Genomic DNA, 15,474 nt, shown 5'->3' with positions numbered 1-15,474 from the left:
CAGAACGGCCGGCTTCGCCGGCCGTTCTGCGTTGGGGGCCGACGGACCGTCGCCCCCGGCTCACGGTTGACGAAAGGGCTCGCCTGCGCGACGCCCTCCGCCCATGAGTCTCTTCCCCCCGCGTGCCTTTCTCGGCGTCACCCGTTCCGCCCTGGGCCGGCCCTGGCGCGACCGGCTCGACGCCGCCGGGCTCGGCCGCGCCGAGGTGCTGGCGCAGGTCGAGGGCATTCCCGACATCCTGGCGCGGCTCCTGGCCGGCCGCGGGGTCGAGCCCAACGAGGCGCAGTCCTTCCTCGAGCCGAAGCTGCGCGATCTGCTGCCCGATCCGGGAACGCTGATCGACATGGGCCCCGCCGCGGCACGGCTCGCCCGCGCGGTCGAAAGCGGCGAGCGCGTCGCGATCTTCGGCGATTACGACGTCGACGGCGCCTGCTCGGCGGCGCTGCTGGCGGGCTTCCTGACGGAAGGGGGCGCCCGTCCGCGCATCCACATCCCCGACCGCCTGATCGAAGGCTACGGACCCAACAGCGAGGCGATCCGGCAGCTGGCGGCGGAAGGCGCGACGCTGCTGGTCACGGTCGATTGCGGGACCACCAGCCATGAGCCTCTGGCCGAGGCCAGGCGGCTCGGCCTCGATGTCGTCGTGCTCGACCATCACCAGGCGCCGGAGCGGCTGCCGGAGGTCGAGGCGCTGGTCAATCCCAACCGGCAGGACGATCTGTCGGGACTCGGCCATCTCTGCGCTGCCGGCGTCGTCTTCCTGGCGCTGGTGGCGACGCGGGCCGAACTGCGCCGCCGCGGCGCCTGGGCCTCGCGCGGGGGCGAGCCCGACCTGCTCGCCGCGCTCAACCTCGTCGCGCTGGCGACGGTGGCCGACGTCGTGCCCCTGCGCGGGCTCAACCGCGCCTTCGTGCGCCAGGGCCTCGCCATCCTGCGCGGGCGCGCCCGGCCGGGATTGGCGGCGCTGATGGACGTCGCCGGGCTCGACGGGCCGGTCCAGCCCTGGCATCTCGGCTTCCTGCTCGGGCCGCGCATCAATGCCGGCGGCCGCATCGGCGATGCGGGCCTCGGCGCTCGCCTGCTGCTCACCGCCGACGAGATCGAGGCCCGCACCATCGCCGCCGAACTCAATCGCCTGAACCAGGAGCGCCAGGAGATCGAGCGCCAGGCCGTGATCGAGGCGATCTCGCAGGCCGACCATGCACTGATGCGCGATCCCGCTCTGGCCGTACTGCTGGCGAGCTCGCCGGACTGGCATCCCGGCATCGTCGGCCTGGTCGCGGCGCGGCTGAAGGAGCGCTTCCGCAAGCCGGCCTTCGCGCTCGCCATTAACGGGGAAGGCGGCGCCACCGGCTCGGGCCGCTCGGTCGCCGGCGTCGATCTCGGCCGCGCAGTGCGTGCCGCCGTCGAGGCCGGGCTCGCGGTCAAGGGCGGCGGCCATGCCATGGCGGCGGGCGTCACGCTCGCGCCGGGGCAGGATGCGACCTTCCACGCCTTCCTGGCGCAACGGCTCGCAAGCGAGGTCGCGGCGGCCGTCGAATCGGAAGCCCTCCTCGTCGACGCCGCGCTCAGCGCCGGCGGCGCGACGCCGCGGCTGCTGGCCGAAATCGCCAGGGCCGGCCCCTTCGGCCAGGGCAGCCCGGAGCCGGTCTTCGTCTTTCCCGCGCATCGCCTGACCGATGCGGTCGAGATCGGCAGCGGCGGCCATGTCCGCGTCAGGCTGAAGGGCGGCGACGGCGCGAGCGTGGGCGGGGTCGCCTTTCGCTGCGCCCAGGAGCCGCTCGGGCGCGCCTTGCTGGCTGCGCGGGGCGAGAGCGTCCATCTCGCCGCGACCCTGACCCTCAACCGCTGGGGCGGCAACGAGAAGGCGGAATTGCGCGTCCTCGACCTGGCGAAACCCGTCTGAACCGCGATGGCCGGGGGCGGCATGTCGCAGCCGCGACCCGGGAAAAGCCGAAACGCCCGCTTGCGGAGCCGCAAGCCTGCCACTATACCTCGCCCCGCTTCGACACGGACCGCCCGCGGTTCGGAAGCCCGCGACCTTCGTCTATCGGTTAGGACACCAGCCTTTCACGCTGGGGAGACGGGTTCGACTCCCGTAGGTCGCGCCATCCCTTCATGGGTGCCGCCGCTCCACACAATCTCCAGTCTGCCGGTCCGCACGCAGCGGGGTTCTGCCTCGCCCGGCGCCGCGTTGACAGCCAGCGCGCTGCCATGACAACACCGCGGCAGGGCGACGATCGACCGCGCGAGACGGAACGATTCGCGCCGTTTGCGCACGGAAACAACCCGGACCGGCTCAGCGACATGACGACCCAGCCGAGCGCGCCCGGAGCGCAGGGACGAGGCGCAGGCGGCGCGGCGGGCTGGTTCCTGGCGCTGGTCTTGCTCGCGCTGTTCGCCGCCGCTGCGATGCTGGCCCTGTCGATGCCGCTGCGGCTGCCGCTCGGCGCCTTCTATTGGGATGTCGCCGTCTATCTCGATGCGTTCCAGCGCATCCGCATCGGCCAGATGCCGTCCGTCGACTTCTTCGCCCCGGTCGGGCCGGCGGGCTATTATCTCGGCGCGTGGCTGCACCGGGCCTTCCCGCAGGCGCAGCCGATGCTGCTGGTGAACTGGGCGATCCTGCCGCTCGTCCTGCCGCTGGCGCTCGCCGTGCTGGCGCATCGCGACATGAAGGGGCTGGCGCTCGCGCTGGTCGTCCCGTTCCTGGTCTTCGCGGCCCTGCCGATCAATCTCGCCATCTTCTATCCCGCGCCCGGGCTCGATGGCTTCGGGACCTACAACCGCCACGCCGCGCTGCTGCTCTACTGGCTCGTCGCCGCGCTGCTGTTCTGGCCGTCCTCGCGGGCGAAGACGGCGCTGGTCGCGGCCTTCATGCTGGCGCTGGTCCTGACCAAGGTGACGGGCGCGGTCGCCGGCGCGATCCTGGTCGGATACGCCTGGCTCGCTGGCCGCCTGCGGCTCGCGGACGCTGTCTTCGCCGCGCTGGCCTGTCTTGTCGCGCTCGCGGCCATCGATCTCGCGACGGGCCTGATCAGGGCCTATCTGGCCGATATCCTGACCCTGCTGAGCCTCAACAGCGAGACCCTGCTGCCGCGGCTGCTGACGGTGGCGTCCGCCAAGTTCGGCGTCGTGCTGCCGGCAGCGGCTCTGCTGGCGCTGCTCGTCTGGAGCGGCTGGCGCGAGCCGGGGTCTCTCCTCCAGAGGGCTCGCGGGCTGATCGAGGGGCCGGCCGGCTGGCTGGCGGTCACGCTCTTCGCGCTGGCCCTGTTCGAAACCCAGAACACCGGGTCGCTGGAGTTCGTCGCGCTCTGGCCGGTGCTCTTGCTCGTGCTGCGGCAGGAGCGCCTGCGGATCGGCGGATCGAGGCCGGCGATCCTCATCCTGACGCTGGCGGTGGCCCTGCCCAGCCTGCTCCTCGGCCTCGAGCGCGGGGCGCGCGCGCTCGCCGGGACGCGGGGGGGTGTCGTCGCGCTGCCGGTGCCGGAACTCGGGCCGCTTGGCCGCGTCAGCCTCAAGCGCGGGCTGGCGGAGCGCGCCGGCTTCATGCTCAACCTCTATCCGGCCCATGCCGGCACCTACCGGGCCCTGGCCGAGGCGGGGTACGAGCCGTCGGCGATCTTCCACACCGAAATCGACAGCCAGGCGACCTGGCTGCTCGAGGTGCGGCAGGGACTCCTGGCCCTGCGCGACTGGGAGGCGCGCGAAGGGCGCCGGCTCAACGGCGTCTTCACGCTCGATTTCGTCGATCCGTTCAACGCGCTGCTCAACCGCCGCGCCCCGCGGCGCGTGCCGATCGGGATCACGCCCGGGCGCAACCTGCCGGCGCCCACGGCCGAGGTCCTGGCCGCGCTGGCGCAGACGGACGCGATCCTCGCCCCCAAATGCCCGGTGACACCGGGGCGCGCCGCGATCGCCCGGCACTACGCCGCCGCACTGGCCGGTCGCCCGGTCGTCGCGCTGGCACCCTGCTGGGATTTCTATCCGAAGCCGCGATAGCGCGGCTCCGGGCACAGCGGCAGGCCGCGGCCTTCGATCAGGCCTTGGCGCCGGTGAAGGCCTTGATCACGCGCATCAGCGGCTTGGGCTGGTAATTGGCGTCGAGGGGCAGGGGACGGTTGGGCAATCCGTCCTTGCGGCTGAACCAGATCGGCACCCAGGTGAACTTGTCGCTGATGCCCCAGGTCAGCACCGCCTCGGGCCGGACGACATCGCCGATCGCCTGCAGGAAGGCCTGGGCGCGCGACGCCACGATCTCGTCGCGGATGGCGGGGTCGGGCGGCAGCTTGTCGTCGATGACGTCGAGCTCCGTCACCAGGATCGCCAGGCCCATACCGTGCAGTTCGGAGACGAAGCGCGAGAGACCCTCGCGGTCGATCTCCTTCTCGCCGGGCAGATGGCCCTGCAGGCCGATGGCGTGCAGCGGCGTACCCCGGTCCTTCAGCTCCTTGACCAGCCGCAGGAAAGCTGTCCGCTTCGCCCGGCATTGCCCGGTCGGGTTCTCGAAGCCGAAATCGTTCAGCACGAGCTGCACCTTGGGGTCGACGGCCGCCGTCCGGCGGAACGCCATGTCGATATGCTGCGTGCCCAGCAGATCCTGCCAGAGCGAGGATCGCATCGGCTTGTCGATGGCGGGATTGTCGCTGATCGCCTCGTTGACGACGTCCCAGCTTGGGATGCGCCCCTTGTAGCGCCCAACGACGGTGTCGATGTGCTCGTAGAGCGCCCGCTCCGCCGCCTGTTTCGTGGTGATCGCCTCGGTCCATTTCGGCATGCCGGCATACCAGGCGAGGGTGTGGCCGCGCATCTGCATGCCATGGGCATCGGCGAAGGCGAGCAGGCGATCGGGATGGTCGAACACGAACCGGTCCGCCGCAGGGCGCAGATCGAACCATTTCAGGCCGCCCTCGCCGACGAGCACCTGGCAATGCTCGAGCACGGCGCGGCGGTAATCGGGATCGTCGCGCAGCAGGTCGACCCGCATCGCCGCCCCGAAGGGGATCGCCGCCCGAGGCGCCGTCTTGGCCGGGGGCCGTGCCAGGGCCGGCAGCGCGCCGGCGCAAAGCCCGGCGCTCAGGCCTCCCAGGACGAACTGCCTCCTGCGCATCGCGGCCTCCCTCGGGGAACGAACCGGCGCGGCCCGCCGCAACCCGGCCGCCGGAATACCACAGAAATCGGCGCGAAAGCCGCCGGGTGCGGCTTCGCGTTATGGCATACTTAACGCGATCGGCGTCTGATGTGCCCGGTTGCGTCCGTTGCCGTTTCCCCCTGACAGCGGCGCCAGACGAAAGCGCCGGCAGGGATCGATGGGCCGCAGACAGGCTGTCAACGAGCGATCGGAGCATGTCGCCGCTTGCGTCGGCCGGGCTCGCACGTCCTGCTCCCGGCACGCGTCGGCAGGGCTGACGGCGGCAGGCCCGCGCGGATGACGGAGACGCACATCGCGTCGCGGACCGCGACGGTCACCGGTGGCGAAGGCGGCGGCGCCTCGTCGCTGCTGCTCGTCGTCGTCTTCTGTTTCTTCTGGATCGGGCTCGCCCCCTTTCCCGACCCGAATGCCTCGGGCCTGCTGACGGCCTATGGCACCTCGTCGAACGTCATGAACCAGATCATGGTCGTGGGGCTGGCGGGTCTGGTCTTCCTGGCGCTCGCGAACCACCCGGCCCGCGGGCTGGTCCTGCGCTCCTTCGGCCCCCTCGCGGTGATCTTCTGCTGGCTTTTGGTCACCGCCCTGTTTTCCGACGTGCCCGCGACCGCGTTTCGGCGGATCGTCTACGCGGCGCTGGTGTGCCTGTGCGCCAGCAGCGTCCTGCTGCTCCCCCGCGACAGCGACCAGTTCGGCAAGCTGCTCGGCATCTGCGTGCTCACGGCGGTGCTGCTGGCCTTCCTCGGGGTCTTCGCCTTGCCCCAGCGCGCCATCCACCAGGGCTCCGACGCGCTCGAGCATCAGCTCGCAGGCGCCTGGCGCGGGCATTTCGGCCACAAGAACGTCGCCGCCGCCGCGATGGTGTTTGCGGTCTTCTTCGGCCTGTTCTTCATGCGGATGAGGGCGTTCTGGCAGGGGGCGCTGATCGTCGGCTGCGCCGGGGTGTTCCTGCTGAATGCAGGGGGCAAGACCTCCGCCGCAATGCTCCCGGCGATCCTCGCCGTGGCCTGGCTGTTCGAACGGATCGGGCCGCTGCGGGTCGTGTTCCTGCTCGCCTGCCTCGCGGCGATGAACTACCTGCTGCTGTCAGCCGCGGTCTCGCGCGAGACGCAGGACCTGCTCCTCTCCTGGGGGATCGACCCGACCTTCACGGACAGGGCCTCGGTCTGGCGGCTGGCGCTGGGCGCCATCGCGGAGCGGCCGCTGCTCGGGCACGGCTTCCAGAGCTTCTGGCAGATGGACTCGCTCGTTTATGGCGAGGAGGCCGACACCAGCTGGGCGGTGACGGCGGCCAATGCCCATAACGGCTATCTCGACCAGGTCATCAATGGCGGCTTTCCCCTGCTGGTCATGATGATCCTCTGGCTCGTCGTCCTGCCCTGCCACCATGTCGGACTGGCTTTCAAACGCGCGCAGCATCCCGATCTCGCGCGGCTGTTCATGCGCTGCTGGCTCTTCATGCTGTTCCTGTCCTGCCTCGAGAGCCCGTTTTTCGACAATCGCGGTCCGGTCTGGTTCACCATGCTGATCTCCGTCTTCGGGCTGCGCATGCTCGCTTACGGAAATTTGAAGCCGTCGGCCTATGCACGGACCAGGCCCGCTTCCGGTGCGCAACCCGATCCGGATGGCAAGGCGGCCTGAGCACCTTCTCATGATCGATCGTCAGCAGCGCCCCATGTCCGTCGAAGCCGTCATCTGTATCCCGACCTTTCGTCGCCCGGACTGGCTGCGGCGCACGCTGGCCTCGGTTGCGGCCCAGCAGGGCGATGTCGGCTATGCGGTCGTGGTCGTCGACAATGACGGCGCCAACCCGGTCGGGGCGGCGCTGGCGAGCGAGGTCCTCGGTGCGACCGCGCTGCTCCATACGGTCGTCGTCGAGCACCGGCAGGGCAATTGCCATGCGATCAACCGGGCCTTCGAGGTCGCGCTCGCGACCTATCCCGATGCGCCCTACCTCTTGATGATCGACGACGACGAGATCGCGCTGCCGGGCTGGCTGCAGGCGATGGTCGGCCTCGCCCGCGATCGCGGCGCGGATCTCGTCGGCGGGCCCGTCATCCGCCAGTTCGAGGTCGAGCCCGACGCCACCGTGATGCGGCACCCGCTCTTTGTCTCCATCGACGGCGAGACCCGCCGGATCGATCAACTTCACGGCTCTGGGAATTGCCTGATCCAGCGGCGCGTCTTCGAGCGGCTGCCGGCGCCGCCCTTCGACGTCCGCTTCAATTTCCTCGGCGGCGGCGACATGGAGTTCTTCACCCGCTGCCGGCTCGCCGGGTTCGAGACCTGGTGGTGTGCGGAAGCGGTGGCGCATGAGTTCGTTGCGAGCGGCCGGACGACCGCCTCGTTCCTGATGAAGCGCTCGCTGCGCACCGGCAGCATCAACTACATGATCGACCGGCTGCACCGGCCGCTGCCGGTCGCGCTGGCGAAGAACGCCGCCAGCCTCGGGCTCGGCATGCTGCGCGGCGTCAGTGTGCTCCTGCGCACCGGTTCGCCCCTGCTGGCGAGCCATCCGCTGCTGATGCCGGTCGGCCGCGTCGTCGCCAGCCTCGGCCTGCTGCCGAAGCCCTACCGTTCGTCCACCTAGCGAGCCCCGCTCAACCGCTAAGCAACGCCGCCCGGATCGTCGCCACGGATGTCTGGGTGTGGGACTGGATGGTCAGGCCGAACTGGTCGGGCCGCAATTGCCCGATCAGGTCGCGGACGCCGCTTTCGTCCAGCGCGGGGCCGGACCAGTAGGTCAGGCAGGGCGAGGTTTCGACGCGCTCGTGCCGCTCTTCGAGGGCCGGATCGTTCGAGGCCGCGGCGCCATAGGTCAGATACTCCGAGAAGTGGCGTTGGCGGGCCAGGACCTGCCACCAGGGCCGGCCGTTCACCGCCTCGATCCGGTCCGCCATGGCGCGAACCGTCATGCGGTCCCAGGTGATCATCGGCCCGATATAGTCGTCCCCCGGCAGTGGCGGGGTGACGAGGCCCAGCGCCTTGTGGGCGTTGTCCCGCCAGAGCACATGGCGGGGCAGTTCGGGAGTGATCGCGCGCCAGCGGGTGAAGAGCGGCACGCGGGCGGCCGTGGCGAGGCCCGACAGGTCCGCCGGGCGGCAGAAGCAGATGTCGGAATCGATGCAGATGACCCGCTCGGCCGGCTGGGACAGCGTCAGCGCGAATTTGCGCAGTTGCTGGAGATGCCAGCCATAGATCGGCAGCCCGAGCCCGGGGCGCCAGAGATAGCGCCGCCCTCGCCAGTGCCCGGCCGTCCAGAAGCGCGGCAGCAGCGCCGAGGTCGCGATCACCTCGCGCTTCGGCCCGGCAAGCGGCGCAAACAGCCCGTAATCCGCGTCGTCCACCACGATGAAGTGCCGGGCATAGCCCGTGCAGAAACGGTCCATCGTGTCGCAGAGCAGCCTGCACCGCTCGAGATCGCCGTGATAGCTGGGCGTCACGACGGAAAGCTCACCGATCATCTGCCGTCCCTTGCCGCGCGATCCTCGCCCCGCCAGCGCCGCGATGCCGCCACAGGGCGATCCGTTAACGCGACAATCCTAATTTGACGTTGCACCCTTCCCGGACCGGACGGCCCTTCCGAGCATGTCGAAGCGTTATCTCATCCTCCGCTCGGCGGCGACGGAGACCTGCGGGGTCGAGGAATTCGCGCGGCAGTTGGCGCAGCGCCTGGCCGGTCCCGCGGAGACCTGGGTCCTGGGCGAGGGCTTTGGCCGGTTCCTGGCGCGGCTGCGCACGGTCGACGGCATCATCCTGAGTTTCCCGGTCGTCGCCTGGAAGCGGAAGCTCGTCTGGCCGGCGCTGACGGCGCTCGCCGCCCGGCTGCGCGGCAGGGAGGTGCTGGTCGTCCTGCATGAATGGGCGGCACTCGACTGGAAGCGGAGGCTCGTGCTGGCGCCGGTCATGGCGCTGGCGAGCCGGATCGTCTTCTCGGCGCCGGAGATCGCCACCGAATTCGCCCGAAGCCCGCTGTCGCGCGTCGCGACGGACGACCGCGACGTCATCCCGATCCCCCCGAACCTTCGGGCGCCCCCGCAACGGTGCGCCTCGGCCGCGAGCCGGCGGCTCGACGAGGAGCGTGCCAAGGGCCGCATCATCCTCGCGCAGTTCGGCTCGATCTACCCGAAGAAGCAGTCCAAGGCGGTGCTGCAGGTCGCGGAGCGGCTGATCGCGCGCGGCCATGACGTCTTCACCGTCTTCATCGGCTCCTTCATCAAGGGCAGCGACGATGTCGAGGCGGATTTCCGGGGGAGCGTACAGGCCACCGGGCTGACCGATCGCGTGCTGGTGACCGGCTATGTCGGCGACGAGGCCGAGCTGTTTGCCCTCTTCGAGCGGGTCGACGTCTTCTGCTATGTCTTCGCCGAGGGCCTGACCTCGCGCCGCGCCAGCGTGCTGGCCGCCGCCCTGTTCGGCAAACCCGTCGTCGTCAACGAACCGGCCGCAGCCGATGCGCTGCAGCACCACGGCCTCTATCTCAAGCTGATCGAGACGGGCCTCATTCGCCTGGTCGACATCGACGCCGACACCGACAGTCTGGCGCAGGCCGTCCTGAACGCGACCAATGACGCGCCGTCGTCCATCGACCTGACCTCCGAGCTCGACAGGCTGTGGCAGGCCGTCGCAGACATCATCGCCCTTCGCCGAGGTGCCTGAGGCCGTCGGGGGCCCAATGAGCGGCGCGGCGGCCGGCCGGCGCTACTTCGAATGTCTCAGGATCTGCCAGAGCGCCACGAGGTTCGTCCGGAGATAGCGGCCGAGCAGACGGCGCGGCTCCAGCATGGTGCGGTAGGCCCATTCCAGCCCCGCGGCCTGCATCCAGTGCGGCGCCCGCGAATTGCGCCCCGAGAGGAAGTCGAACAGGCCGCCCGAGGTCTTGATGACGCCGACACCGCGCAGGCGGTCGATATGGCGGGCGACGAACCGCTGCTCGAGCGGCACGCCGAATCCGATCCACAGAATGTCCGGCCGCAGGCGGGCGATCTCGTCGACGATCGCGATCTCCTCGTCCGGGTCGAAATAGCCCGAGCGGGCGCCGGCGAAGACGAGCCCGGGATAGGCCTGTCGGATCCGCTCGATGGCGGCGGCGTTGACCTCGGCGGTGCCGCCCAGGAAGTAGAAGCTGACGCCGGCCTGCTCCGCCAGCCTCGCGACGTCGTGGATCAGATCCGTCGTCGCGACGCGCTCGCGCAGGGGCACGCGCGCCACGAGCGACGACAGGCGCACCATCGGCATGCCGTCGGGATGGATCTGGTCGGCCTCGAGGAGAAGCGCCCGGAACGCCGGATCGTGCCGCGCCAGCGCGATGACCTGACCATTGGCCGAGGTCGAGTAGAACGGCCTCTGCCCCTGGCCGCGCGCGTGCAGCGCGATCTCGACCAGGCGCTGCGCCGAGGCCTTGCGATCGAGCGTCGTGATCGGCAGCCCCCCGATGATCGTCACAGGCCCGCCTGTGAGGGGTTCGATGCCCGCTTCGCTGCTGTCCATCTCGACTCGCGACCTCCGACCGCGGCTTGATCGCATAGGGGGGCAGCGGTTTCCATCGCCGCCCTCGGTTATCGCTAACGTCAGGCGCCGGCTTCGCGCGCCCGCAACTCGCCCGTCACGCTGCGGAACTGACGGGTCAGCGGCTTCTCGACGACGCGATAGACAATTGCCGCCACGAGCAGGGCGAAGAGCGCGGCGACGACCGGATAGGCCCAGGACACATCGAATCCGGAGCGCGCCCCCAGCCGGCTGAAGACGGCGGTGACCATGGGTAGCGCGATCACATGCGTCAGATAGAGCGAATAGGACATGTCGCCGAGATGGAGGCCGGGCCGGAAGACCGACTGCCGGGCGCGGGCCTCGAACTGAAGGCTGCCCAGCACGAGCAGCAGCGCGGGAAGGCCGGACGCCACGGAGCGTGGAAGGGCCGTACCGGCCATCCACAGCACCGAACCGACCGACAGGGCGATCAGCATCAAGCCCGCCGTCGTGCCCAGCGGCCTGCGATGCGTGAACAGATGGCCGGCCAGAAGCCCGAACAGGAACTCGAGGACGATGTCGTTTCCGTAGAAGGCGAGGGGCGTCGTCGGCTGCGCGACCTGCACGGCGACCAGCACGCCAATGACGATCGCCGAGGTCAGCAGGATGCGATACCGGCGCGGCGCCAGGAGGCCGATCGCCACGGCGACGTAGAAATACATCTCGTAGTTGAGCGTCCAGCCCGGGATCAGCACTGGCCAGAGGCCGGGATAGGCTGGATTTGGCCAGGGGAGAAACATGAGCGACGCGAGCACATGGTTCGCCTCGAGGCTCGTGCTGGCGAGCATGCTGGGCACGACAGAGGCCGCAGCGACGATCACCGCCGTGATCGCCCAGTAGAGCGGCACGACCCGCACCGCCCGCCGCGTCAGGAAGTTCAGCGGCCTCGCGTCGATGTCGATCGCCGCGACATACATGATGAATCCGCTGATCACGAAAAAGATGTCGACGCCCCAGTTGCCGATCTCGGCCCAGGGCAACTGCGCTCCCGGGGAAATTCTGGCGATCTGCGTGTCGAGGTGCGTGTAGACCACCAGCGCCGCCGCGAGTCCGCGCAGATACTGGATCACGATCACCATCGGGAGATGATCCTTAGGCAAGAAGAACCGGCTCGCGAAAAAATGAAGCGCTCTTTTAGGGTCAATGACCAAGGGGAACAGCCACCCTCATCGGGCTGAACGCCAATTGGAGCGACGTCGGAGCGGCCTGTCGCGAAGCGGATGTTGTGAGCCACGCGTGGCAGATCCTTCTGGAGGGCGATCGCGCGGCGCTTCGCGTGTCTGGCGTCATAGCCTCCGGCGGGGGCCAACTCCACAACGTCTTGTCATTAGCGTTAGCGCCGCGCGTTGCAGACCCGGGAGCGCTGACAAGGGCGCTCGGCGGATGGTCGTGACGTGACAACGATTCAGGTGCCGCCCGTCCGGCTTGGAGCACGCTGACACGGCTGCCGCCTTTCGGTCTGGGCCGGCGGCTGCGTTGTCGCGATCGCCCATGCAGGCAGGCGCGGTCTCGCGCGCGATCGAGACGGGGCGCGGCCAGGTCCTGTTGCGGCGCGACAGCGGTCGCGGCGGCGGGGCGCCGGGTTGACGCGGCAGGGCAGGCCGGCCCCGTCTTCAGGCCCTCGCCATGGCGGCAAAGGCGCCGGCCGCGACCGGATCGACGCCGAGCTGCCGGCAGATCTTTACCAGCGCCGACTGCTCCTCGACGATGTAATGCCCATCCGCCTCGCCGATCAGCCGGCAGGTCTCGATCAGGGTCTGGGCGAAGCGCGCCTTGCCCTGGAGTCGGGCGATCGTCGACAGCGCGGCGCGCTCGCCGGTTGACGGGTCGATCTCGAAGCGTGCCGTGGCGTGCTCGAACTCGGCCAGCAACTCGCTGCGCGAGCGTTCGTCGACGAGCCCGAAGCGGGAGAGCGACGCCGCCATGCTATCATGCTCGGCCGGCCGCACGACGCCGTCGGCATAGGCGATCAGGGCGCAGGCGGCCGCGATCGTCTCGATCTGCAGGCTGGCTTCCTCGTCGTGCCAGAGGTCGAGATCGCGCTTCAGATCGGCCTGGGTGCGGTGGGAACGGGTCGGCATGGCTCAGGCCCTCCAGTTGCGGGGATGGGACAGGGACGGGCGGCGCCGTCCCAGGACGCGGTTGGCGAGGCCGACGAGGCCCAGGATGAGGATGGCGCCGAGTGCCCAGATGATGATGACGATGATCTCGCTGGCATTGCCGAGGCTGCGGAACGCCCAGGACACCGTTTCGACGATCTCGGGCACGCCCGAGACCTGGTCGGCATTGGCCGCGGCCCAGTTGCTGGTCCAGTCGAGCAGGGCGTGGCCGCCCCAGGCGAGGAGACTCCAGAGCCCCAGGACGACGAGGCCGCCCAGCCAGATGACGTTGCGCATCGCTCAGACCCTCCCGGAGAAGGCGCTGTGCTGCGTCCCGTCGACCGCGCGGAGATGGCGCCGCAGTTCGTCGATGTTCTTGAGGTTGGCGCGGTAGAAGGCGTCGCCGAACCAGCCGACCACCGGGATGGCGCTGATCGCCAGGTCGATGCCGACACGTCCCGCCATGCGGCAGACCGTCAGGGTCGGCAGGCCATGGCGCCTCGCCTCATAGACGAGATAGGCCGAGACGCCCTTGGCGATGACGGTGCCGATGCCGGGGATGACGTTCAGCAGCGCGTCGGCGCCGACGCGGACCTGCGTGCCGGGTACGCGGATGGCCGAGTCGAGCAGCCTTGCGATGGCGTCCAGACGTTCGAGGGTTTCGGCCCGCGAGCGGGCGGGTGACAGGTCGTAGGCGATCGACATGGCGTCGGTGCTCCCAAGATCGGAGCGCAAACAGCGCTCGTCAGGTGGAAGAGTCCGACATCGCAGCGTCGCTGCCAGAGGGGCCCGGACCCGGGTTCCTCCCGGAGATTGGGAGTCGGATCGCATGCGTCAAGGGCAGGTCTGGGTCAATATTTTTGCATGATGCCTCTTGACCGGCGACAGGCCGGTTCCCACCTCGGGCGCACCCGCTGATCCGGGCCCCTCTGGCGAGCGCTGCCGGCGCGTTCGCGATGTCGGATCGTTTTCCGATGTCGCGCCCGGCTGACGGTCGATCATGGATTTCGCTTTCTTCGTCGCCGACTGGCTCGGCAAGCCGGCTTGGATGTGGCTGGCTTTCATCGGCGTCGTCGCGGCCCTGCTCGCCTTCGATCTCGGCGTGCTCCACAAGGAGCACCGGCCGATCGAGGTCCGCGAAAGCCTCCTCCTCTCGGGCACCTATATCGGGCTGGGCCTCGCCTTCGGCGCCTGGGTCTGGTGGTATCTCGGCGCCGAGCCGGGCATGAACTACCTGACCGGTTTCGTCGTCGAGAAGACGCTGGCGCTCGACAATGTCTTCGTCATCGCGCTGATCTTCGCCTTCTTCGCCGTGCCGCCGCATTACCAGCACCGCGTGCTGTTCTGGGGCATCCTCGGCGTCATCGTGCTGCGCGCGATCATGATCGGGCTCGGCGCGACGCTGGTCTCCCAGTTCGGCTGGGTGCTCTACCTCTTCGCGGTCTTCCTGATCGTCACCGGCGTGAAGATGCTGGTGATGGGCGACACGCCGCCCGCGCTCGAGAACAACGCCCTGATCCGGCTGATGCGGCGGCGCTTCAACGTCACCGACGAGCACCATGGCGAGCGCTTCTTCGTGAAGCAGACCGATCCGGCGACCGGCAAGCCGGCCTGGTTCGTCACGCCGCTCTTCATGGCGCTGATCGCGATCGAGATCGCCGACCTGATCTTCGCGGTCGACTCGGTGCCGGCGATCTTCGCGATCACCACCGACCCGTTCATCGTCTACACCTCGAACATCTTCGCGATCCTGGGCCTGCGCGCGCTCTATTTCGCGCTGGCCGCCGTGATCGGGCGCTTTCGCTATCTCAAGCCGGCGCTGGCGATCGTTCTGGTCTTCATCGGCTTGAAGATTTTCATCGCCGACCTGCTCGGGCTGGAGAAATTCCCGCCGGCTGTCTCGCTCGGCGTCACGCTCGGCATCATCGCCGCCGGCATCGTCTGGAGCCTGTTCAAGACGCGCGGCGCCGCCGCCCGCATGGGCGAGGTCTGAGCCGCCGGGCCGCCGCGGAGCCTCAGGCCGCGATTGCCCGTTTCAGCCCGCGGATCGCGGCTTCCGGCGTGGTCACGACGCGAAGCCCGGTCGCCGCCTCGATGGCGGGGCGGGCGCGGGCCAGCGAGAATTGCCCGAGGATCAGGGTGTCGATCCCCGAGAGCTTGGCGGCGGCCTCGGCCGCCAGCCGGTCATGGGTGGCACCGTCGCCGGCCTTCAGCGCGGCGAGAGCCCCTTCGACCATGACGCCGGTCACCTCGACGGGGCCGCCCGCCATCTCGCGGATCTCCTGGGTGAGGGAGGGCAGGGACGGAGCGAAGGTCACCATCAGCCCGATCCGCCCGCCCAGCGCCAGCGCCTCGGCGAAGCCGGATTCGTTGGGCCGCAGCACCGGGATCGGCAGCGCCCGCTTCACCGCGTCGATGGCCGGGCCGAAAGCCGAGCAGGTAAAGAGGATGGCCCTGGCCGGGCCGCTGGTGGCTTCGGTCGCCGCCGCATAGCGCCCGAGCGTCAGGAAGCGCTCGGTCATCGCGTCATCGAGGCGTCCGCGCGCTGCGAGATCGGTGGCGAGCGAGGTGTCGAGCAGATCGAAGGCTTGGGCTTCCGGCCAGTGCGCTGCGAAGGCGGCCCGTGCCGGCAGCACGGATTCCTCCAGCGCGTGAATGAGCGCAATGCGCGGGGCGGGGTCGGATATCAGGGTCATC

Annotated in this window: 14 protein-coding genes and 1 tRNA gene; 7 read left to right on the top strand and 8 right to left on the bottom strand. The window is 69.6% G+C overall.

Features of this window, described 5'->3' with window-relative positions:
- The first annotated feature begins 103 nt into the window (after positions 1–103).
- The 3 genes from recJ to SJY11_RS17145 all read left to right on the top strand — a co-directional run bounded on the left by recJ (position 104) and on the right by SJY11_RS17145 (position 4,002).
- Positions 104–1,906: a single-stranded-DNA-specific exonuclease RecJ gene (gene recJ / locus SJY11_RS17155; protein ID WP_376987979.1), complete on the top strand. Its 1,803-nt coding sequence runs from the start codon at positions 104–106 to the stop codon at positions 1,904–1,906.
- A gap of 130 nt (positions 1,907–2,036) precedes the next feature.
- Positions 2,037–2,111 (top strand) — tRNA-Glu (locus tag SJY11_RS17150).
- Positions 2,112–2,307: 196 nt separating this feature from the next.
- Entirely contained in the window at positions 2,308–4,002 is a 1,695-nt protein-coding gene (locus SJY11_RS17145; protein WP_376987978.1) for a hypothetical protein, read from the top strand.
- A 37-nt stretch (positions 4,003–4,039) separates the two neighbouring features.
- On the opposite strand, the gene SJY11_RS17140 is transcribed toward SJY11_RS17145, so the two are convergent.
- On the bottom strand, positions 4,040–5,110 hold the full coding sequence (locus SJY11_RS17140) for an endo-1,4-beta-xylanase (RefSeq protein ID WP_376987977.1): 1,071 nt from the start codon (positions 5,108–5,110) through the stop codon (positions 4,040–4,042).
- A 318-nt stretch (positions 5,111–5,428) separates the two neighbouring features.
- Between SJY11_RS17140 and SJY11_RS17135 the strand changes: the two genes are divergently transcribed.
- The gene (locus tag SJY11_RS17135; RefSeq protein WP_376987976.1) at positions 5,429–6,790 is read left to right on the top strand and encodes an O-antigen ligase family protein; all 1,362 of its coding nucleotides are present in this window, start codon (positions 5,429–5,431) and stop codon (positions 6,788–6,790) included.
- 34 nt (positions 6,791–6,824) lie between these two features.
- On the top strand, positions 6,825–7,739 hold the full coding sequence (locus SJY11_RS17130; protein ID WP_376987975.1) for a glycosyltransferase family 2 protein: 915 nt from the start codon (positions 6,825–6,827) through the stop codon (positions 7,737–7,739).
- 10 nt (positions 7,740–7,749) lie between these two features.
- Here the strand turns inward: SJY11_RS17130 and SJY11_RS17125 are convergent, their stop codons facing one another.
- On the bottom strand, positions 7,750–8,613 hold the full coding sequence (locus tag SJY11_RS17125) for a DUF6492 family protein (protein ID WP_376987974.1): 864 nt from the start codon (positions 8,611–8,613) through the stop codon (positions 7,750–7,752).
- 124 nt (positions 8,614–8,737) lie between these two features.
- On the opposite strand from SJY11_RS17125, the gene SJY11_RS17120 reads away from it, so the two are divergent.
- Entirely contained in the window at positions 8,738–9,808 is a 1,071-nt protein-coding gene (locus SJY11_RS17120) for a glycosyltransferase (RefSeq protein ID WP_376987973.1), read from the top strand.
- A gap of 42 nt (positions 9,809–9,850) precedes the next feature.
- Here the strand turns inward: SJY11_RS17120 and SJY11_RS17115 are convergent, their stop codons facing one another.
- The 5 genes from SJY11_RS17115 to SJY11_RS17095 all read right to left on the bottom strand — a co-directional run bounded on the left by SJY11_RS17115 (position 9,851) and on the right by SJY11_RS17095 (position 13,482).
- The gene (locus SJY11_RS17115) at positions 9,851–10,639 is read right to left on the bottom strand and encodes a WecB/TagA/CpsF family glycosyltransferase (RefSeq protein ID WP_376987972.1); all 789 of its coding nucleotides are present in this window, start codon (positions 10,637–10,639) and stop codon (positions 9,851–9,853) included.
- Between the two features lie 80 nt (positions 10,640–10,719).
- Positions 10,720–11,757, bottom strand: coding sequence for an acyltransferase family protein (locus tag SJY11_RS17110; protein WP_376987971.1), 1,038 nt, complete (start codon positions 11,755–11,757; stop codon positions 10,720–10,722).
- A gap of 534 nt (positions 11,758–12,291) precedes the next feature.
- Complete coding sequence (locus tag SJY11_RS17105) at positions 12,292–12,759, bottom strand: TerB family tellurite resistance protein (RefSeq protein ID WP_376987970.1); 468 nt, start codon at positions 12,757–12,759, stop codon at positions 12,292–12,294.
- A gap of 3 nt (positions 12,760–12,762) precedes the next feature.
- Complete coding sequence (locus tag SJY11_RS17100) at positions 12,763–13,074, bottom strand: hypothetical protein (protein ID WP_376987969.1); 312 nt, start codon at positions 13,072–13,074, stop codon at positions 12,763–12,765.
- A gap of 3 nt (positions 13,075–13,077) precedes the next feature.
- Positions 13,078–13,482 carry a DUF4112 domain-containing protein gene (locus SJY11_RS17095; protein WP_376987968.1) on the bottom strand — a complete coding sequence of 135 codons (405 nt, stop codon included), beginning with the start codon at positions 13,480–13,482 and terminating at the stop codon, positions 13,078–13,080.
- Between the two features lie 295 nt (positions 13,483–13,777).
- Here SJY11_RS17095 and SJY11_RS17090 point away from each other — a divergent pair, with 295 nt between their 5' ends.
- Positions 13,778–14,770, top strand: coding sequence for a TerC family protein (locus tag SJY11_RS17090; RefSeq protein ID WP_376987967.1), 993 nt, complete (start codon positions 13,778–13,780; stop codon positions 14,768–14,770).
- Positions 14,771–14,792: 22 nt separating this feature from the next.
- Here SJY11_RS17090 and SJY11_RS17085 read toward each other — a convergent pair whose 3' ends face one another.
- Entirely contained in the window at positions 14,793–15,473 is a 681-nt protein-coding gene (locus SJY11_RS17085; protein WP_376987966.1) for an aspartate/glutamate racemase family protein, read from the bottom strand.
- Position 15,474: the final 1 nt, after the last annotated feature.

Source organism: Allobosea sp. R86505, from assembly GCF_042466375.1.
In the GTDB taxonomy this organism is placed as follows: domain Bacteria; phylum Pseudomonadota; class Alphaproteobacteria; order Rhizobiales; family Beijerinckiaceae; genus Allobosea.
The sequence above is the reverse complement of the archived record's forward strand: the minus strand, read 5'-3'. Positions and strand labels throughout refer to the sequence as shown.